This window comes from Pedobacter borealis DSM 19626, from assembly GCF_000708285.2.
Lineage (GTDB): Bacteria > Bacteroidota > Bacteroidia > Sphingobacteriales > Sphingobacteriaceae > Pedobacter > Pedobacter borealis.
Window position 1 is genome coordinate 1 of sequence record NZ_JAUG01000013.1, and the last position, 20933, is coordinate 20933.

General features: G+C 37.0%; 19 protein-coding genes. 6 read left to right on the forward strand and 13 right to left on the reverse strand.

Annotation, left to right across the window (positions count from 1 at the left end):
* Positions 1-707 precede the first annotated feature (707 nt).
* The 4 genes from AW17_RS05540 to AW17_RS05555 form a co-directional block, all read right to left on the reverse strand.
* Positions 708-1613, reverse strand: coding sequence for a ribonuclease Z (locus AW17_RS05540; protein WP_029275132.1), 906 nt, complete (start codon positions 1611-1613; stop codon positions 708-710).
* A gap of 69 nt (positions 1614-1682) precedes the next feature.
* On the reverse strand, positions 1683-2060 hold the full coding sequence (locus tag AW17_RS05545) for an STAS domain-containing protein (RefSeq protein ID WP_029275133.1): 378 nt from the start codon (positions 2058-2060) through the stop codon (positions 1683-1685).
* A gap of 43 nt (positions 2061-2103) precedes the next feature.
* Entirely contained in the window at positions 2104-3048 is a 945-nt protein-coding gene (locus tag AW17_RS05550) for a phosphoribosylaminoimidazolesuccinocarboxamide synthase (RefSeq protein WP_029275134.1), read from the reverse strand.
* Between the two features lie 113 nt (positions 3049-3161).
* On the reverse strand, positions 3162-4121 hold the full coding sequence (locus AW17_RS05555; RefSeq protein WP_029275135.1) for a PhoH family protein: 960 nt from the start codon (positions 4119-4121) through the stop codon (positions 3162-3164).
* A 103-nt stretch (positions 4122-4224) separates the two neighbouring features.
* Between AW17_RS05555 and AW17_RS05560 the strand changes: the two genes are divergently transcribed.
* The 3 genes from AW17_RS05560 to AW17_RS24405 all read left to right on the forward strand — a co-directional run bounded on the left by AW17_RS05560 (position 4225) and on the right by AW17_RS24405 (position 5889).
* Positions 4225-5004, forward strand: coding sequence for an SAM hydrolase/SAM-dependent halogenase family protein (locus tag AW17_RS05560; protein WP_029275136.1), 780 nt, complete (start codon positions 4225-4227; stop codon positions 5002-5004).
* Positions 5005-5164: 160 nt separating this feature from the next.
* A complete protein-coding gene (locus AW17_RS05565; protein ID WP_029275137.1) occupies positions 5165-5689 on the forward strand; it encodes a hypothetical protein in 525 nt (174 codons plus the stop codon).
* Between the two features lie 53 nt (positions 5690-5742).
* Positions 5743-5889, forward strand: a complete 147-nt coding sequence (locus AW17_RS24405; protein ID WP_167343644.1) for a hypothetical protein — start codon at positions 5743-5745, stop codon at positions 5887-5889.
* A gap of 45 nt (positions 5890-5934) precedes the next feature.
* Here the strand turns inward: AW17_RS24405 and AW17_RS05570 are convergent, their stop codons facing one another.
* From AW17_RS05570 to AW17_RS05600, 7 genes are all read right to left on the reverse strand, one after another.
* Positions 5935-6885: a D-2-hydroxyacid dehydrogenase gene (locus tag AW17_RS05570; protein ID WP_029275138.1), complete on the reverse strand. Its 951-nt coding sequence runs from the start codon at positions 6883-6885 to the stop codon at positions 5935-5937.
* Between the two features lie 77 nt (positions 6886-6962).
* Entirely contained in the window at positions 6963-8036 is a 1074-nt protein-coding gene (gene serC / locus AW17_RS05575) for a 3-phosphoserine/phosphohydroxythreonine transaminase (protein WP_029275139.1), read from the reverse strand.
* Between the two features lie 185 nt (positions 8037-8221).
* Positions 8222-10648, reverse strand: coding sequence for a TonB-dependent receptor (locus AW17_RS05580; protein WP_029275140.1), 2427 nt, complete (start codon positions 10646-10648; stop codon positions 8222-8224).
* 85 nt (positions 10649-10733) lie between these two features.
* Positions 10734-11405, reverse strand: coding sequence for a ribulose-phosphate 3-epimerase (rpe, locus tag AW17_RS05585; RefSeq protein WP_029275141.1), 672 nt, complete (start codon positions 11403-11405; stop codon positions 10734-10736).
* A 322-nt stretch (positions 11406-11727) separates the two neighbouring features.
* The gene (gene pnp / locus AW17_RS05590) at positions 11728-13863 is read right to left on the reverse strand and encodes a polyribonucleotide nucleotidyltransferase (RefSeq protein WP_029275142.1); all 2136 of its coding nucleotides are present in this window, start codon (positions 13861-13863) and stop codon (positions 11728-11730) included.
* A gap of 177 nt (positions 13864-14040) precedes the next feature.
* Positions 14041-14325 (reverse strand): 30S ribosomal protein S15, encoded by a 285-nt coding sequence (rpsO, locus tag AW17_RS05595; protein ID WP_029275143.1) that lies wholly within the window; start codon positions 14323-14325, stop codon positions 14041-14043.
* 289 nt (positions 14326-14614) lie between these two features.
* Entirely contained in the window at positions 14615-14818 is a 204-nt protein-coding gene (locus AW17_RS05600; protein WP_029275144.1) for a hypothetical protein, read from the reverse strand.
* A 99-nt stretch (positions 14819-14917) separates the two neighbouring features.
* Here AW17_RS05600 and AW17_RS05605 point away from each other — a divergent pair, with 99 nt between their 5' ends.
* Together AW17_RS05605 and AW17_RS05610 are read left to right on the forward strand one after the other, a co-directional pair.
* Entirely contained in the window at positions 14918-15337 is a 420-nt protein-coding gene (locus AW17_RS05605; RefSeq protein WP_029275145.1) for an acyl-CoA thioesterase, read from the forward strand.
* Between the two features lie 278 nt (positions 15338-15615).
* Complete coding sequence (locus AW17_RS05610; RefSeq protein ID WP_029275146.1) at positions 15616-17040, forward strand: MATE family efflux transporter; 1425 nt, start codon at positions 15616-15618, stop codon at positions 17038-17040.
* A gap of 91 nt (positions 17041-17131) precedes the next feature.
* On the opposite strand, the gene AW17_RS05615 is transcribed toward AW17_RS05610, so the two are convergent.
* Positions 17132-18229, reverse strand: coding sequence for a hypothetical protein (locus tag AW17_RS05615; RefSeq protein ID WP_029275147.1), 1098 nt, complete (start codon positions 18227-18229; stop codon positions 17132-17134).
* The gene (locus tag AW17_RS05620) at positions 18229-18855 is read right to left on the reverse strand and encodes an ATP-binding cassette domain-containing protein (RefSeq protein WP_029275148.1); all 627 of its coding nucleotides are present in this window, start codon (positions 18853-18855) and stop codon (positions 18229-18231) included. Before AW17_RS05620 ends, AW17_RS05615 begins: the two co-directional genes overlap by 1 nt.
* A 260-nt stretch (positions 18856-19115) precedes the next feature.
* On the opposite strand from AW17_RS05620, the gene lepA reads away from it, so the two are divergent.
* Positions 19116-20903, forward strand: a complete 1788-nt coding sequence (lepA, locus tag AW17_RS05625; RefSeq protein WP_029275149.1) for a translation elongation factor 4 — start codon at positions 19116-19118, stop codon at positions 20901-20903.
* The last annotated feature ends 30 nt before the right edge of the window (positions 20904-20933 follow it).

Consider the following 20933-nt stretch of genomic DNA (forward strand, 5'->3'; position numbering starts at 1 on the left):
GACAAGTAATTAATTTTTATAAATTCGAAAGCCTTACAGTTTTAAATTATAAGGCTTTTTTTATGGTCATAGTTCTAATATGCCTATTTTTTGCCTCGGATTCTCTACGTGCTCTGCGGTAAAAAAGATATTGTAAGACTTTTTTTATAACCACAATTCTATATGAATGTTTTTTTACACGGAAAATTGATCAGCTCAATTCTTTTGTCATCCTGAATGCAATGAAGGATCTTTAAACGAAGTAAAATGGGTGGAATTAATTCTGCGATAATTTGCGTTATCCGTGGGAAAAACTTCTGCTATAGGTTCCCGCAGATTTAAGAAGATAGACGCAGATTGTAGCTAATTTTTGTTTTGCACCCAACTCTGCGAATCTTTGCGTATTTCTCTACGTGCTCTGCTGTAAAAAAGATATTGTCAGACTTTTTTTATAACCACAATTCTATATGAATGTTTTTTTACACGGAAAATTGATCATCTCAATTCTTTTGTCATCCTGAATGTAATGAAGGATCTTTAAACGAAGCAAAATGGGTGGAATTAATTCTGCAGTAATCTGCGTTATCCGCGTGAAAAACTTCTGCTATAGGTTCCCGCAGATTTAAGAAGATAGACGCAGATTGTAGCTAATTTTTGTTTTGCACACAACTCTGTGATTCTTTGTGTATTTCTCTCTGCGTGCTTTGCGGTAAAAAAGATAAAAATACCTAAAGATGAAAAGTTCTCCCCTCTACAGCCAGCTCCGTATTTTCGAAAACAGATTGTGCTTCTTCTAAAAGCATTTGTAAGGTTTTGTAACGTGAAGAAAAATGGCCGATAAGTAATTTCTTTACACCATTGATTTTGGCCACCTCTGCTGCCTGTAAAGCGGTTGTATGATGTGTTTCTTTAGCCCTATCCAATAAATCGTGCATAAAGGTAGTTTCGTGGTATAAGGTGTCACAATCTTTTATGGTAGCAAAGTAACTTTCATCAAATAAGGTATCAGAGCAATAGGCGTAACATCTTGGTGCATCTGCTTCGGTGGTATAATCTTCACTGCGTAAAATATCGCCATTTGGTAGTTCTACATCAATTCCTTTTTTTAAGGCCGTATAATAAGCCATAGGTACTTCATTCGTCTTCTCTTTTATTAGTTTGCGCTGACGTTTCTTTTGCTGAAAAATAAATCCCGTTGTAGGGATACGGTGATTTAAAACAATAGTTTTAACTGTTAAATCACTATTCTCGAATATCTGTCTGGACTCATCGGCTTCAATCGGGAAAAACTCAATTGGATATCTTAATACTGTATCAGAATATTTGAACTGAATCTCTAAAATTTCCAATAAAGGCTTGGGGCCAAATATCTGCATGGGTTTTATCCTGCCGTTTAAATGCAAACTGGAAAGCAAGCCTATTAAACCGAAATAATGATCGCCATGTAAGTGGCTGATAAAGATATAATCGATGCGGGCGGCTTTAAGGTTATACTTGGTCAATTGTTGTTGTGTGCCTTCACCACAATCGATGAGGTAATATTTTTCATTACAATTTAAAAGCTGTGCCGATGGGTTCCTGTTAAATACAGGAGTAGCAGAACTGCTTCCTAAAATTGTAACTTCAAATTTCATCATGATAAGATATAAAAAGCCTCGTAGATTTTTAGAAACTACGAGGCCGGAATGTTATTTAAATATTTGTTATTTAGCGCCTCTAAACTCTTTCTCCAACTCATCCATGAAAATAAAATCAGTTGCTTCGTCTATTGTATTAACAAACGTTACAGATTGGAATATGTTTGATAATTCGATAATCGATGCCAACTCATCATTAATTCCGGTTACAATAAATAACCCACCTGCCGATTTGCAAAGCCTATCGCCAACCAATAAACAGCTTAAATCCTGCGCATCGCTACACTCTGTAACATGACTTAAATCAACAATTATATTTTGAAATCCCTCTGCGTTGAGCAAATAGAACTCTGATTTTAGTCCTGGAGCATTATCGTTTGTAAACTTAGGTTCTTCTAACTTTAAGGTTACATATTTATCGTGTTTATCTACTGAAAATTTCATCTCTCTAATCTTTATTTTACTAATGTATAAATTTCTTTCGAATTTAAAGTGTTTCTAAAGCCTTTAAAACATTGGTTTCAATGCGGCTAGAAATGGCATCAGCATCAGCTTTTATAAAGGTCTCACCTACAATTTGTTCGTAAAGTTCGATGTAACGTTCTGAAATTGAATTTACAATTTCAGGTGTCATTTCTGGCACAACCTGACCATCTTTCCCCTGAAAACCATTTTCGATTAACCATTTTCTTACAAATTCTTTCGAAAGTTGCTTTTGTGGCTCATTATTATTCTGGCGGTCCTGATATCCTTCTGCATAAAAATAGCGTGAAGAATCTGGTGTATGTATTTCGTCGATCAAATAAATTACGCCATCAGCAGTACCGAACTCGTATTTCGTATCCACTAAAATCAATCCGCTTTTTGCAGCAATCTCAGTTCCGCGTTGATATAGTGCGTAAGTATATTCTTCTAATTTTTCGTAGTCTGTTATAGAAACAATGCCTTTTGCTAAAATATCTTCTTTTGAAATGTCTTCATCATGCCCTACTGAAGCTTTTGTTGTTGGGGTAATAATGGGCTGAGGTAGTTTATCGTTTTCTTTTAATCCATCAGGTAGAGAAACACCACACACCGAACGTTTTCCTGCACTATATTCGCGCCATGCATGACCGGCTAAGTAACCTCTAATTACCATTTCAACCTTAAAAGGCTCACAGATACGGCCAATCGTAACCATTGGATCTGGCACGGCTAAAACCCAGTTAGGAACGATATCCTGGGTAGCTGCTAAAAACTTAGCTGCAATTTGGTTTAATACCTGTCCTTTAAATGAAATAGCTTCAGGCAATACTACATCAAAGGCAGAAATACGGTCTGATACCACCATCACCATAAACTGGTCGGCAATAGTATATACATCGCGAACTTTACCTTTGTAAAAATTACTTTGATTTGGGAAATTGAAATGAGTTTCTTTTAGTGCTTTCATGAGGGGATAAAAATAGGAAAAAAGTCCGAAAGTCCGAAAGTCCGAAAGTCTGAAAGTCTTTAGTCCATAGTCGATTTAGACTCAAGACTATAGACTATTGACTCGGGACTCTTCTATTGAATATCGCCGTAAGCTTTCAAGATATCTTTCACTAGTTTATGTCTTACCACATCTTCACCGCTTAAGTAAATAATATCGATGCCTTTAATATCTTCTAAAATCCTTAAGCCGTTAAATAAACCCGACATCTGTTTTTTAGGCAAATCGATCTGTGTAACATCGCCAGTGACAATAAATTTAGCAGTTGGCCCCATACGGGTTAAAAACATTTTCAACTGCATATCGGTGGCATTTTGCGCCTCATCTAAGATCACGAAACAGTTATCTAAAGTACGTCCGCGCATAAATGCCAGTGGCGCAATTTCTATCGTACGGTTTTCGATGTAGAATTTCAATTTCTCCGCAGGGATCATATCATCCAGCGCATCGTACAGTGGACGTAAATACGGATCTATTTTTTCTTTTAAATCCCCCGGTAAGAAACCAAGGTTTTCCCCTGCTTCAACTGCCGGACGGGTTAAAATGATCCGTTTAATTTCTTTGTTCTTTAATGCCCTAACTGCCAGTGCTACGGCGGTATATGTTTTTCCTGTTCCTGCAGGGCCAATGGCAAATAAGATGTCATTTTTAGCAATACTGCTTACCATTTTGCGCTGATTAGCGGTTCTTGCCTTAACCAAAAGGCCGTTTGTGCCAAAAACAATTACTTCTCCACCACCTCCTGTAGGTTGTTCTACATCTTTTTTTACTACACCGGCTGCTTTTGCACCTAGTATAGATTCTACGTCGTTATTGGTGAGTGAGCTATATTTCTCGAGGTGTGCAATAAGCTGGTTAAACTTATCCTCGAAAGCCTTAAGTTCCTGTTCATCACCGAGAACCTTAACATCACTACCTCTCGCTACCAGTTTCAACTTCGCGAAAGCACCTTTAATCATTTCGTAATTCTCGTTATTCGGCCCCCAAAAGTGAGCAGGATTTACGGTATCCAGAGTTAATTTTAATTCGTTCAAACTGTAGTATTTTAAAAAGTTATCGGGGTATATTAATTAAAATTTGAATATTTGCAGACGCTTAGGCCCGTACACAAGAATAAGCAATAATAATGAATTTTTAATGGGGATAATTACTTTAACAACAGATTTAGGTTCAAAAGATTTTTACCAGAGTGCCCTTAAAGGTAGTCTGTTGAGTCTTATGCCTAATGTTAATTTAGTTGATATTACCCATGAGGTTCCATCATTCAATATTTCGTACGCAGCCTTTGTGCTAAAAAACGCTTATCCTTACTTTCCGAAGAACACGGTGCACTTAATCGGTATCGATTCTGTATACAGTGAAAACACCAAATATATTGCTGTAAAACACCGTGATCACTTTTTTGTAGGGGCTGATAATGGTATTTTTTCCCTTCTTTTTGACGATGTTCCGGAAGATGTGGTAGAGCTGAACATTATGCAGGATTTGAAATATCTCCACTTCCCTTTGGTTGATATTTTTGTTAAAGCAGCAACGCATTTAGCCAAAGGTGGCAAACTGAAAGACATCGGTTTACCTGTAGCAGAAATTGAACAGAAGATGCTTTTACATCCTGTGATTGAACGAGATGTGATCCGCGGAAGTGTGATATATATTGATACTTTTTGCAATGTAATTACCAACATTACTAAAGATCTTTTCACCAAAATACAGAAGAACAGGGACTTTACTTTATACTTTAGAAAAAGCGAAACCATTACGCAATTGAGCTGGCATTACAATGAAGTACAGGAAGGTGAAAAGCTTTGTCTGTTCGGGATTAGTAACCACTTGGAAATTGCGATTAATAAAGGTAAAGCAAGTGGTTTATTAGGTTTGCATTTAGGTGATATTGTACGGGTGGAGTTTCATCCTTAGATGTGGTCAAAGCAGAAACACTGAGGCTAGATTTAGCAAATAATAAAAAGTGGTCGTCATGCTGAATTTATTTCAGCATCTATCTTGAAAAGACTCTGAAATAAATTCAGAGTGACGGAATACAACAAAACAACTTTCACCCTTTTCACGTTTATATCCCATGAAGAAATATTTTTATCTGCTTACTATTTTATTGCTGAACCTACATGCCTTTGCACAGCAAGATACTGCTGCCTATGCTGCTCAGCGAGCTAAAGTAAATTCGTTACTTGCAGAAAGAAGTACCAAGTTTGGTCAGTATGATGAAAGTTTAAATCAACGAACTGGAATATTCGGATGGCAAACCAAACGTGATATTAAAAATTCTAATGAAATTCTTCGCCAGGTAGTTTTAACCGACAACAATATTTTCAAAGAGCTGAAAGTATTAATGGATTATAAAGATTTGCAAAACCAGCAGAAAGTAGCCGTGGCGGATAATTCTCAGGAACGCTTGGAACGTTATATGCAAACCATTAAAAAACTACAGGATCAGAATGCGCAGCTCAAAGAAGATTTAGAGAAAAAGAATAAAGGAGGTTTATCAACCTACATCATCGCCTTTTTGATTTTAGTAATGGCAGGTGGATTTTATTTCTTCAGCAAAAAACTTCAGGGGTATAAAACTGCTAAAATCAGCTCTTAAAATTTCAATCGGATTTTAGCCACTTTGCAACCAGTAAAAGCAATTGACAAATTATGAAAAAAGAACTGTTTAAAATCTTGGTGAAGATAAATAAGGCGCTTTTACCAAGTTTGTATAAAAAAGATCCAAATAAGCTGACTACTTTTCAGAAGGCGATTTTGGGCTACCGCTATTGGGTGCTAACGAATGCGTTAGATTAAATATTAGACCTTACAGGTTTTTAAAACCTGTAAGGTCTAAATAAATTACTTCTTAAAATGCTCAATAATCAACGTTGCCAGTTCCGTACCAATACGTTCTTGTGCTTCGTTGGTTGATGCACCAATATGTGGTGTTAAAGAGATTTTTGGATGGGTTAAAATTTCTGCCAATGGTGTAGGCTCGTTATCGAAAACATCTAAACCAGCGAAAGAAACTTTACCAGAATTTAGCGCTTCAATTAAAGCTGGCTCATCAATTGTTCCACCGCGTGAACAGTTTACAATACCTACTCCGTTTTTCATTTTAGCAAATTCTTCTGCACCTAAAATCGGTTTATCAGCAAATGGAGTATGTAAACTAAAGAAATCACTTCCTGTAATTACCTCATCTAAAGAAACCGTTTTAATTGGAATACTTACTGACTTTCCACCTTGGAATTCTAAAGTGATTTCAGATTCTGAAGGATATAAATCGTAAGCCAAAACATTCATACCTAAGCCTAAAGCCACTTTTGCAGTAGCGCGACCGATACGACCGAAACCAATAATACCGATGGTTTTACCGCTTAATTCAGTTCCTTTAGCATAAGCTTTTTTCAGGTTATTGAATTGAGTAGAACCTTCTACAGGCATTTTACGGTTAGCATCCTGTAAGAATCTGATACCTGTAAATAAGTGAGAAAATACCAATTCGGCAACTGATAATGAAGATGCAGCTGGCGTGTTTACCACATTAACACCTTGACTACGTGCGTATTCAACATCGATATTATCCATGCCCACCCCACCTCTACCAATTAATTTGATATTGGGTACAGCATCAATTAATTCTTTTCTAACTTTTGTTGCACTACGTACAGTAATGGCATCATAGTTTTTTAATGCTTCAGCTAATTTATCCTGAGGAACGGTTTCAGTATCAACCTGGAAACCTGCTTTTTCTAATAATTCTTTTCCGATCGGATCAATCCCATCGTTTGCTAATATTTTAATCATTGTATGTATGATTGCACAGATTTGATTGATTACACCGATTAAATAATCGCAGCAATCATCTGTGGTTAAAATTTAAATTAATTTGCTTTTGCTTGTTGTTCTTCAAATACCTGCATGGCATCTACCAAAGCGTGTACGCTTGTAATTGGCAATGCATTATACATCGATGCACGGAAACCACCAACGCTTCTGTGTCCTTTAATACCTACGATACCTTGCTCTTCTGCATATTTCAAGAATGGTTTTTCCAATTCTGGGTTTTCCATTACGAAACAAATGTTCATTCTAGAGCGGTCTTCAACTGAACAAGTTCCTTTAAATAATGGATTACGGTCGATTTCTCTGTAAAGTGCCTCAGCTTTTTGTTTGTTTTCTTTTTCAATCTCAGCAACACCACCTTTCGATTTTAACCAACGTAAATTTAATAAAGCTACATAGATTGAGAAAACTGGAGGTGTATTGTACATCGAATCGTTATCGATATGCGATTGATAGTTCAACATAGATGGAATTTTACGGTCAATTTTCCCTAAAATTTCATTCTTAACAATAGCGATAGTTAAACCAGCAGGGCCTACATTTTTTTGAGCTCCGGCATAAATTAAATCGAATTTAGAAACATCGATTACACGGCTCATGATATCAGAAGACATATCGCAAACAACCGGAATGTTTGTTTTAGGTACTTCGAAAAGCTCAGTTCCGTAAATGGTATTGTTTGAAGTATAGTGGAAATAAGCACTATCAGCAGGAATTTCAAAATCCTTTGGAATGAATGTATAGTTCGCATCTTTAGACGAGGCAACTACATTCACATTACCGATAAATTTAGCTTCTTTTAATGCTTTGGTTGCCCAAACACCAGTATCTAAATAACTTGCTGTTTGTCCATCGCCCAATAAATTCATCGGAACCATTGCAAACTGTAAACTTGCACCACCTTGTAAAAATAAAACGGAATAACCCGACGGCACATTTAATAATTCCTTTACCAACTTATCAGCTTCAGCAACAACTGCCTCAAATTCGGTTGTTCTGTGCGAAATTTCTAAAATTGATAATCCATCGTTAAAATCTAAAACAGCCTGAGCTGCTTGTTTAAACACTTCTTGAGGTAAAATACAAGGGCCTGCGCCAAAATTATGCTTCATCTTATTATATAATGTTTTATGGGCGTAAATGTAAAATTTTTAAAGCAGTTATGCCCATAAAATCGTATCATAAAAAATTAAATTTTGTTAAAAATCTCGACAAAATAGCGCGTTTTGTTGCTTTTTTGATAAAAGAATTCGTTAATCAGAAGTGCGAAAAGATTAACACCGATAGATTTAGTAGTTTATGGCTTATTCTTCAACTTCACAATCAACTTCAGGTTAAACTGCCTGCCTGTTAAGTAATTTGGAATGGCATATTGCACATTATCCACATCCTTAAGCCATAAGTAGGAAACTGTATTGTCGATATTCAACATATTAAAAACCTCAAAGAACAGAATAACCGAACTGAAATTTTTGTCTAAAAATTTGGGTTTGTGCAAAGCGGCGTCATCAAGGAAATCTTTAGAGAAACCGATATCTACCCGCTTGTATGATGGGATAAAAAATTGATCTAAATACCGTGGTGTTTGTGATGGACCAATCGGTAATCTTGAGCCATAAAGCGCGTTTAAGTGTACTTTATAAGTTGGACTATTTAATAATTTATCCTGGAAAAATATAGAGAAATTCAAACGCTGATCAGTTGGCCTTTTTAGATAACCAGGATAAATTGTAGTTCCATTCTGAATATAACTATCTCCAATAATATCTTCATTGGCATGCATAACCGACATTCTGAAATAAGAAACCAGATCCTTAACAAACTCACCCCCTATACTAAAATCGGCACCATAAGCATAACCGCGCGAGACTTCATTCGCCAGGTATTTAATTCTCAGGTTATCTATTTTATACGGAATCAGTCGGTCAGAATATTTAAAATATGCCTCAGAAGTAAACTTTAGCCGTGTTCCAAAAGCATCGAAAGCGTATTCATAACCCAGAGAAGTGTTATAAGAACTCTGTGCCTTTTGATCAATATTTAATACTCCTGAAAAATCACGAATGGTCCGGTATGAGGGTGGCTGCTTATAAACACCGGCAGAAAACCTTAAAATTTTATTGTTTGAATTGGGCCTGTAAGCAATTAACATCCTCGGACTGATCAATAGCTGTTTGCTCAACGAGCTGTATGTAGCACGTGCGCCCAATTGCAGTTCTGCCGAATTAGAAAGCGAATAGCTATCCTGAATGTAGGTGCTGTAGTTTTTGATATCAATATTGTTCTGTATATTGATTACATTTTGTAAGGTAATATTTTTCGAATTGTTGGGCAAAATGAAGCCGGCAGAATCGGTATAATTATACTCGTTCAACTGATCGTCATATTTAGATTTATCGAATTTTATCCCCCAGGAAAAAACATGATTATTAAAATTCTGATCTACTTTTATTTCAGAAGCGAAAATCTGGGTATTTAAACTATTTCTTCCATAATTATAATAACTGCCAATGCCCCTGTTTTTATTGATCACCCCAAAATTTTCACCTGAAAAATTATTATCCACCTCATCAAAAATATAGCTGCCATTAATATCGAAACGCTCTCTCTCAACCGTACTAAAATAACTGTTAATAAACTTGATGACCAGGTTTGGTTTGGGTGAATAAGTAGCAGTAACGGCGCTTCCCAAAGTTTGGTAATCGTCTATTTCTTGTCCCGTATAATCCACATTTAGTCTTAATGTAGTGCTCAATGTTCCGAACTGGGTTTCTCTATTGGTGGGTGCCAGTTTAAACTGACCGAGGTTAAAGCTGCCCAAAAAACTGATATTGAATTTTGATGAAAAATCATATTGATACAGCAATTGAGCGTCGGCAAAATTGGGGTTATAACTCCCCTTTTCATCCTGTTTAATCAGCACACTCGAATTGTTTTTATAGCGTAAACCAGCCAAAAGGAAGCTGTTTTTGAATATCTTTTTCGTTGTTAATGAGGTATTTAAAAGGCTGGTACTAAAAATGGTTTGATTACTATCCGGTTTATCGTATCTAATATCTAAGATTGAAGAAAGTTTATCGCCGTATTTCGCTTCAAAGCCACCTGCAGAGAATTTTGCTTTACTCACCAGGTCTGAATTGATAAAACTTAATCCCTCCTGTTGCCCATTGCGGATCAAAACCGGTCGGTTAATTTCTACATCGTTGATGTAAATCAGATTTTCATCGAAGTTACCTCCCCTAACGCTATACTGGGCACTTAATTCGTTATTTGTAGATACACCTGGCAGGGTTTTGAGCATGGTTTCAAAATTGCCAGAAACCAATGGCATTGAAGAAACATCGGCAATATTAATAGTGGTGGTGTTACTTAACTGGTTCTGTTTATTGGTGATATTAACCTGTTCTAATTCATTAATATTGGCAATTAAACTTACCTGTTTGATAATCCGAGCCCCCGAGCGCTCACTAAATTTTACGGTTTGTGGCTGATAGCCCAAAAGCGAATATTTAATGCTAAACGTTTTTGATTTTGAATAAATGGTATATACACCAAATTCATCAGTAACAGTTGATTGTGCCTGCCCTAGAACGATTACCGTAACCTGTGCTAAAGGTAGCTTTTCATCGCTATAAACTATTCCTGAAACCCTAACTAAAGGCTGTGCCACAGCAAAACTGCAACCAGCAATTAAAAGGAGAAGGGTTAGCCGAAATTTGAGCATTTTTAGTATCAAGACAAAAGTATCAGGTATTAAGACTATATGCGCCTCATCCTAAAAACAATTTAGCAATAAAACATTTAACAAATTAAATATTTATCGCGCTAGTTGTCAAGCTTTTCATTTTAGAAATGGTTTCCGTTGGATTATCTGTTGCGAAAATTGCATTTCCGGCCACAAAGGCATTGGCACCTGCAGATACTAATGTATCAATATTTTGCAAACCAACACCACCATCGATTTCAATTATTAGGTCTTCATTTATCCCTTTAATCAAGGTCTTTAAATCCTTTATTTTCTTGTAGGTATTATGGATAAAAGCTTGTCCACCGAAACCGGGATTAACCGACATAATAAGTACCAGATCCAGATCTTCAATCACATCCTGCAATAAGGTTACCGGCGTATGCGGATTCAAAGCCACACCAGCCTTGCAGCCTGATGCTTTGATTAACTGAATGGTTCTATGCAGGTGTGTGCAGGCTTCGTAATGTACCGTGATTCTATCCGCTCCTGCTTTAGCGAAATCCTGAACATATTTATCCGGCTCAACAATCATTAAATGTACATCTAAAGGTTTGGTTGCATGTTTTTTTACAGCAGCCATGATGGGGAAACCAAAAGAAATATTTGGAACGAAAACACCATCCATCACATCAACGTGGAACCAATCGGCCTCGCTGTGGTTAATCATTTCAATATCTCGCTGTAAATTGCCGAAATCGGCAGAAAGTATGGATGGGGCAATGATGTATTTCATTTTATTTAGCTTTTCGTCATTGCGAGGCACTAAGCAATCTAATACGACTACGGTGCCAAAAAAGATACTTTCTGCCTTGCAATGAGGATTTGTTTATACGGTTTTTCTAAGAATGCAAGTTACGAAAGAAGTCCGAAAGTTTTTAAGTTAGAAATAAAGATGCTGAAATAAATTCAGCATGACAAAGCGCATTAAATCAGTTTAAAAGTATAAAACCCTTCCAGTAAAACTGAAAGGGTCTTATTATTTGTGCGTCACTCTGAATTTATTTCAGAGTCTATTAAACAGATGCTGAATCAAGTTCAGCATGACGTATTGATTATTACGCTTGTGGCGCAGCTGGTTTTTCTGGTCTTGGCAATAAAACTTTACGAGAAAGTTTCATTTTACCTTGCTTATCGATGTCTAATAATTTAACCTCGATTTTATCACCTTCTTTTAGTACACCATCCATGGTTTCTAAACGTTCCCATGAAATTTCAGAGATGTGCAATAAACCATCTTTACCTGGCATCACCTCAACAAATGCACCGAATGGCATAATTGATTTTACTTTACCTTGGTAAACTTCGCCGATTTCTGGCTTAGCTACGATATTACGGATACGGGTAACCGCTGCATCAATAGCTGCTTTGTTATCTGCAAATACTTCTACAATACCTTTGCCATCAACTTCTTCGATAGAGATTGAAGCACCGGTTTCGCGTTGCATTTCCTGGATAATTTTACCTCCAGGGCCAATAATTGCACCGATAAATTCTTTATCAATAGTTAAAGAAACAATACGTGGTGCATGTGGTTTGTAATCTTCGTTAGGCGAGCTGATGGTTTTCTTCATCTCGTTTAAGATGTGTAAACGACCTTCTTTAGCCTGTAACAAAGCTTTTGTTAAAACTTCGTAAGATAAACCATTGATTTTTAAGTCCATTTGACAAGCAACGATACCGTGTTCAGTACCAGTTACTTTAAAGTCCATATCACCTAAGTGATCTTCATCACCTAAAATATCAGAAAGGATTGCATATTTACCAGTTTTCTCATCGGTAATTAAACCCATTGCGATACCTGAAACTGGAGATTTGATTTTAATACCTGCATCCATTAATGCTAATGTACCCGCACAAACAGTTGCCATTGATGACGAACCATTAGATTCTAAGATATCAGAAACAATACGGATGGTATAAGGATTTGCTTCACCTTGAGGCAACACTTTTTTCAATGAACGTTGTGCTAAAGCACCGTGACCAATTTCGCGACGGCCAGCGCCTCTGTTTGGTCTAACCTCTCCTGTTGAGAAACCAGGGAAATTATAGTGCAATAAGAATTTATTGTAACCATTGAAGAAAGCACCATCAATCATTTGCTCATCATCTTTACTACCTAAAGTAACTGAAGTTAATGATTGTGTTTCGCCACGTGTAAATACAGCCGAACCGTGAGCAGCAGGTAAATAACCAACTTCACTCCAGATTGGACGAATTTCTGTAGTCTTACGACCATCTAAACGGATACCTTCATCTAACAATAGGTTTCTGATGGCATCGTACTGAACATCATGATAATAATGTTTAGCCATTGCTTTAGTTAAATCTGCAGTATCTTCCGGCATTGCCTCGAAGAATTCGTTAATGATCGCAGTGAAACCTTCTTTACGAACATCTTTATTGCCACCAGCTTTTGCTACAGCGTAAACTTTATCGTAAGTATCAGCATAAACCTTAGCTTTTAAATCAGCATCATGGTCTTCGTGGCTGTACTCGCGTTTAACGGTTTTGCCAGTAGCCTCAGTTAATTCAACCTGAATAGCACATTGAACTTTAATTGCATCGTGAGCGAATTTTAAAGCCTCAACCATTTCGTCTTCCTGAATTTCATCACACTCACCTTCAACCATGCCTATATCGTTAGCTGAACCAGCAACCATAAACTCTAAAGTTGCACGCTCTAATTGGCTAGCTAATGGATTGATTACCAATTTACCATCAATTTTCGCCACACGTACTTCAGAAATCGGACCGTTGAAAGGAATATCAGATACTGATAATGCAGCTGATGCTGCTAAACCTGCCAAACAATCTGGCATGATATCTTTATCAGCAGAGATTAAAGAAATCATCACCTGTGTATCAGAGTGATAATCACTTGGGAACATTGGGCGTAAAGCTCTATCCACCAAACGAGAGATTAATACCTCGTAATCGGATAATCTTGCCTCACGACGTAAAAAGCCTCCTGGGATACGACCTGTAGCCGCATATTTTTCCTGATAATCAACCGATAAAGGTAAAAAATCAGTACCTGGTTTAGCACCAACGGTTGATACTACAGTTGCTAACAACATGGTATCGCCCATTTTTACTACAACCGAACCATCAGCTTGTTTAGCCAATTTACCAGTTTCAATTTCTACAATTCTGCCATCGCCCAAATCGAACGATTTTTTTATTACATTCATTTAAATAGAATTATGGTGTGTTTTCCTCTTTCTACACACTGTTGTTTATATATGTATTTGTTTTTGCAAACGAAGATAGGATTAAAAAAGCCTATCTATAATAAAACCCGTTAAAAAAATTAACAGGGAATTAAAAAGCCATTCCCTTAAGAATGGCTTTTATTGATAAACTTGCGCTTATTTTTGTTTGATGATATCACGAAGCGATAAAGCTTTGATGATAGCACGATAGCGCTCAATATCTTTTTTGTATAGGTAAGCCAAAATACCGCGGCGTTTACCTACCAATTTTTGAAGTGACAACTGAGTAGAGAAATCTTTACGATTTTTCTTTAAGTGTTCTGTTAAGTGCGCAATACGGTATGTAAATAACGCTACTTGACCTTCTGCAGAACCAGTGTTGGTTTCTACTTTGCCGTGTTCTTTAAAGATTACAGCTTTTTTCTCTGGACTTAAATACATTCTTGAATAATATTAAAGCAATAAAAAATTAATTAATTGTGGTGCAAAGATAAAGTTATTTTTGCTTAAAAGCAAGAGTTTTATTGGTAAGGATTCGATCTGTAATTACCTTTAAAGATCTTATAGATGGTCTAAATATTGCAGCCATCACCCTGAATTTAGTTCAGGGTCTATTATATTAGAAAGATGCTGAACTAAATTCAGCATGACGATCGCATCAGGCAAGACTAAAAATCAAATTATTAAAATAAAATCAAGCTTCATTTTTTCATCAAAAGACATATCTGAATTATATGTTTGGCTTACGGATAATAATACCCTTCCCTTGTGGCGATTTAAGGAGTTGGCCCCCATTCATGGTAACTGAGATGTGGTTAAGCTGCAAAACACCAAAGAAGCGCTGCTCGGGGGTACGGCTCAAATAAATACTATCACGCTCTTCAATAATTGTTTCGCGCGGAATTGTAATGTCATATAGAGTGAGCTTTCCCATTTCATATCAAAAATACGAAAAATAGATGATATATCTTTACGTCAAGACTTCTTTATATAAAGACATCAAAAGCTTACTTTTGCGAAAAAACATTTACAATTGGAAAAAAGTCAATACAGCATTTTCGAAAGTCAATTACGTGTCCGTCCGGATGATATCGATATGTTTAATCACGTACATAACAGCAAATACCTGGATTATGTACTGGCAGCTCGTTATGAGCAAATGGAAAAATTCTACGGTATGCCTTGGGAAGATTTTACCAAACAGGGCCTTGGCTGGGTAGTAAGTCATGTCGATATTAATTTCAAACGTCCCCTACTGATGAATGATTTAATGCTGATCAGGACCGGCATTTTAACGATGAACGATAAAGGCTGTTCGGTTCAGTTTGAAATCATCAATCAAAAAACAGGCAAAGTGGCTTCAGATGGCATTTTTGATTATGTATTGATTGATTTAACTACTGGTCGTGGAACAAAGGTTTCAGAAGAAATGATTAAAGCCTATAGTATATAAGTCTTCTACGCTCAGACTGACAACTGTTAAAAATAGTTTCCGTGATTTCCGTGTTTCGGTGGCAAAAAAAATCAATCACTATCTTAAAAATTAGTCATCTAAATTTAACAATTCAAAATTTTATCTATCTTTGGTTCATCAAAAAGAACAGAACAATGATAGTATCTGCAATCCGTTTGAGGTTCTAAATAACCGAGGATTCCCTCCCATTACAATTTTTAGGTACGTACGCTTAAAGGCGTATCATTGGTTTATACATTACACTTTACTTTTATTATATGTCACAGTCAACAAAGACACAGGGCAAACTTTCGTCTTTTTTCGATATCCTCGTTCAATCTTTAAAAGGTCATGAGGTTGATTTAACTTCAATTAGTATTAAACGCGCAATTATTTTATTGGCCATTCCGATGATGCTGGAAATGGCTATGGAGTCGGTTTTTGCCTTAGTCGATCTATATTTTGTCGGCCACTTAGAAAATAGTAGCCATGCTATACAAACCGTTGGTTTAACGGAATCAGTGTTAACAATTATTTACTCATTAGCCATCGGGTTGAGTATGGCTGCAACAGCGGTGGTTGCCAGGAGAATTGGCGAAAAAAATCCAGAAGCGGCATCAAAAGCTGGTATGCAGACGATTGTAATTGCGGTTTTCGTTAACATTATTATCAGTATCCTCGGCTTAATTTACGCTAGAGATATTCTATTGCTCATGGGTGCTTCAACTGAAACAGCTGATCAAGGTATTCCATTTGTCCGGATTATGATGGGTGGAAGTATCATTATTGTACTCTTATTCTTAATCAATGGGATTTTTCGTGGTGCAGGTAATGCAGCTATCGCGATGCGGAGTTTATGGATCGCCAATATTGCGAACATCATCCTCTGCCCTATTTTTATTAATGGTTTTGGGCCAGTACCGGCATTCGGTTTAACGGGCGCTGCAATTGCCACAACAATTGGTCGTGGTTTGGGCGTTACTTATCAGGTTTACAATTTGTTTAGTGGTAAAAATATATTAAAAATACGCATTAGTCACTTCTTGCCTGATTTTACCCAGATTAAGGCTATCGTTAAGATTGCTGCTCCAGCTATTTTCCAGTTCGTAATTGCGAGCTGTAGCTGGGTGTTTTTGGCAGAACTTGTTGCCACTACTGGAGGTGATACAGGATCGGCAGGTTACCAAACAGCACTGCGGTTGATGATGTTTTTTATGTTACCAGCCTGGGGATTAAGTAACGCGGCTGCTACTTTGGTTGGCCAGAATTTGGGCGCAGGCCATATAGAACGCGCTGAAAAATCGGTATTCCAAACCTTGAAATACATTATTATTTTCATGGCAGTTGTAAGTGTGCTGTTCTTAACCTGCGGGCATTTGTTCGCGGCATTTTTTACGTCAGATGAAAATGTGATTGCCGTTGCAAGCGAAGCTTTAAAAATTTTAAGTATTGGTTTTGTGATTTATGGAGCTGCAATGGTATTCAGTAGTGCGTTTAATGGCGCTGGTGATACCTGGACGCCGACCAAAATTAATGTTTTTGCCTTTTGGTTGTTCCAGATTCCTTTGGCTTACTTTTTAGCCAAATTTTTAGAAATGGGCCCAACAGGTGTTTTTATTGCCATCCCAACAGCTGAAGCAGGGATTGCGATAGCTGCTTATATCTTGTTTAAAAAAGGTAAATGGAAAAAAACGATGGTTTAGGTAATCTCTAACAGAATTTAACCACAGACCAAATGAGAAGCACAGATGAATTTATATCCGTATTCTCGATGAACATCTGTGGTTAAAATTCTTATTCTTCCATCCCCTTCAGATCGATTTTATTAAACATAAGCAAGTAGTATAAAATACAACTGGCTAACAACACCAAACTGAACAAAAGATAATAATGCGCGAGAATTGACCACATCGCAATGAAAAAGAAAAACAGCAACCATTTGAGGTAATTGTCCATATCGAACCGAACAATATATACTAACGCCAATAGGAAAAATAGCCCGGCCAGACTAAACAGAAGCCCATTGGCTATAGCATAGAGGTTAAAGTGAGCCGCTGAAATCAAAAATATCCATTCGGGGATTAGTATGATGGCGAAAACCAATAACCAGTTAAATATTCTTTTATAGATTGATAGCTGAAGGCTCTTGCTGAAATTCGTGTATTCAGTTTCAAATTTCAGCAAAGTGAAAACCAAAACTGCATGACACAGAACAGACGCCCATAAAGCAACTAATAATATACGTATATCGTAGCCAACATCGGCAAACATCCACAGCATTGCTTTAAAACAAATAAATGACAACAGCTTACACATCAATAACATTAATGGTTGTTCTTTCAGTAAATGAAATAACGGCCAGCTGAAGAATGGTTTTTTAAATTTTATTCCAAAATAAACCGGTTCCTTTTCATTAATTAAAAAACTTAATGTTACCGATTCATAAGTTAGCCACGATAAGCCAAAAATTAACGTCGAAAAAACAATCAGGGTACAAATGGCACTAACAAAAAAGCTGTAGTTGATGCTTAAACCGATGAGCAGAAAAACGTAAATAATAATCGGTAAGAGAATGGCAAAATGTAATCTTAACCACAATTTTAGTTGCATCTTTTTTTCCAGAGCAGCTGTTTCTTTAATAAAATTATACTTGGCTGATGCTAATTTTTGCTTAATAAAGAAATGAACTTTTGTGGCATATAAAAACCATGAAACAAATACAATGAGCATTCCAACAGGCGATGAAATACCCGCTAATAATAGGGCCTTTTGATAGCCGATTAATTGTGAAGGCTCTACCACACCGAATAAAATATAAATACCTACCAGAAAAAATCCTGCGTGTTGCTGGTAAAATTCTTTGGCTAAGCTGTTGATCAGTAACTTCAGCATTATAGTTGAATGATCTGTTTGTCAACGATCTGAAATACGGTATCCAATTTTAGTTTATCGCACCTAACTTCCTGGTGCGATGATAAAAGAAAACTCTTTCCCTGTGCTGCTTTTTCCTTGATCAACTGATACAATTTATCTGCCGAAGCCACATCAATGGTAATCAGCGGCTCGTCTAAAACATATAAATCAGGGCTGCCAGTAAATGCACAGATCAAAGAAAGTTTCTTGAGCATCCCACTCGAATAACCACCAATTTTATTGTTAAGAAAGGCTGTCATTTCGAAATAAGCTGCAAGGTCTTCGGCTTGTTTTTCTTCTGCTTTTCTTGTTTCTACATAAAAATTGATCAGCTCCTGCCCTGTCACAAATAAGGGATATTGCGGTTCGGCTTCGGCAAAACTAATTTTCGAACGGAATTTTATGGGCTCATTTTTAAGGTTTATTCCATTGAGTGTTACTTCGCCTTTGAATGGAATCTGTCCTGATATAATCCGAAATAAGGTCGATTTGCCGGTTCCGTTTCCTCCTTTTAACCAATGGATTCCGTTATCGATTTTCCATTCGCCAAAGTTTAGTACTTCATGGCTGCCATATTTTTTATCGATGTTGTTTAAGCTGAGCAAGATGTTTGATTTTAGTTCAGTTTAGATTTCGTTATGCCTGATTTGTTACTTACTAAGGCGCCATGACAGAAAAGTATCAAAAGCAAACTATCTCTGATAAAATAAACCTGATTGGAACGTACACGAAGTGCAACGGAGTAAAGTGGAAAGCAGGTCTGCAGTAGCAGAAAAGTCACTGTATTTGCCTTTCAAATCAAAGTGCTTGGAGTAGATATTTTCTAGATTAAAAATTACCTTAAAAAGCATATCTTTGCGCAAAGATGAAGCATATACGTAATTTTTGCATTATTGCACATATCGACCACGGTAAAAGTACTTTGGCTGATAGGTTATTAGAATATACCGAGACAATTTCAAAGCGTGAGGCGCAGGCACAATTGCTCGATAATATGGATTTAGAGCGTGAGAGAGGCATAACAATTAAAAGTCATGCCATACAAATGAACTATAAAGTTGGTGATATTGAATATAATTTCAACCTGATTGATACACCTGGACACGTAGATTTTTCGTACGAAGTTTCGCGTTCCATCGCAGCCTGCGAGGGTGCATTACTTATCGTTGATGCTTCGCAAGGTATTCAGGCACAGACCATTTCGAACTTATATTTAGCACTTGAACACGACCTTGAAATTATTCCGATTTTAAATAAAATGGATTTACCTGGGGCAATGCCAGAGGAAGTAAAAGACCAGATTATTGATTTAATTGGATGTAAACGAGAAGATATTATTCCTGCATCGGGTAAAACCGGAATGGGTATTCCTGATATTATCCAAGCCATTGTAGACCGTGTTCCAGCTCCGGTTGGTGACCCAGAAGCACCTTTGCAAGCTTTGATTTTCGACTCTGTTTTTAACTCATTCAGGGGAATTATTGCTTATTATAAAGTAGTAAACGGCGAAATTAAAAAAGGCGACAAAGTAAAGTTCATTAATACTGGCAAAGAATATCTGGCTGATGAAGTCGGGATTTTGAAGCTGGATATGTCGCCACGTAGTGTGGTGAAAACCGGAGATGTGGGTTACATTATTTCTGGAATTAAAGAAGCCAGAGAAGTGAAAGTTGGTGATACGATTACGACTGTGGCGAGGCCTTCGTTAGATGCCATTCAAGGTTTCGAAGAGGTTAAACCAATGGTTTTTGCGGGTATTTACCCTGTTGATACGGATGAATTTGAAGAACTTCGCGAAGCCATGCACAAGTTGCAGTTGAATGATGCTTCTATCGTTTTCGAACCTGAAAGTTCTGCCGCATTAGGATTTGGTTTCCGTTGTGGTTTCTTAGGAATGCTGCATATGGAGATTATCCAGGAGCGTTTAGAACGCGAGTTCGATATGACTGTAATTACAACGGTTCCCAACGTATCGTACATTGCACACACTACAAAAGGTGATGAGTTTATTGTAAATAACCCATCTGATTTGCCAGATCCAAGTAAATTGGATTCGGTTGAAGAACCTTACATTAAAGCAAATATTATTACCAAGGCTGACTTTGTTGGTCCAATAATGTCGCTTTGTATCCAAAAACGGGGAGCGATTATTAATCAATCATATCTAACATCAGACAGGGTTGAATTGGTTTTCGAAATGCCAATGGCCGAAATCGTATTTGACTTCTATGACAGGTTAAAAACACTTTCTAAAGGATATGCTTCGTTTGATTATCACCAAATTGGTTACCGCAAATCTGATTTGGTACGCCTTGATTTATTGTTAAACGATGAGCCTGTTGATGCGTTATCCTCACTGATTCACCGTAGCAATGCTTACGATTTTGGAAAGAAAATCTGTGAGAAATTAAGAGAGTTAATCCCTCGTCAACAATTCGAGATTAAAATACAGGCATCAATTGGCGCTAAAGTTATTGCCCGCGAAACACTGAGTGCTTTACGTAAAGATGTAACGGCTAAATGTTACGGTGGTGATATTTCCCGTAAACGTAAGTTATTGGAAAAGCAGAAAAAAGGTAAAAAACGTATGCGCCAGGTTGGAAACGTAGAGATTCCACAAAGTGCATTTATGGCGGTTTTGAAATTAGATTAACCCCCTAGCCCCCTGAAGGGGGAATTATTG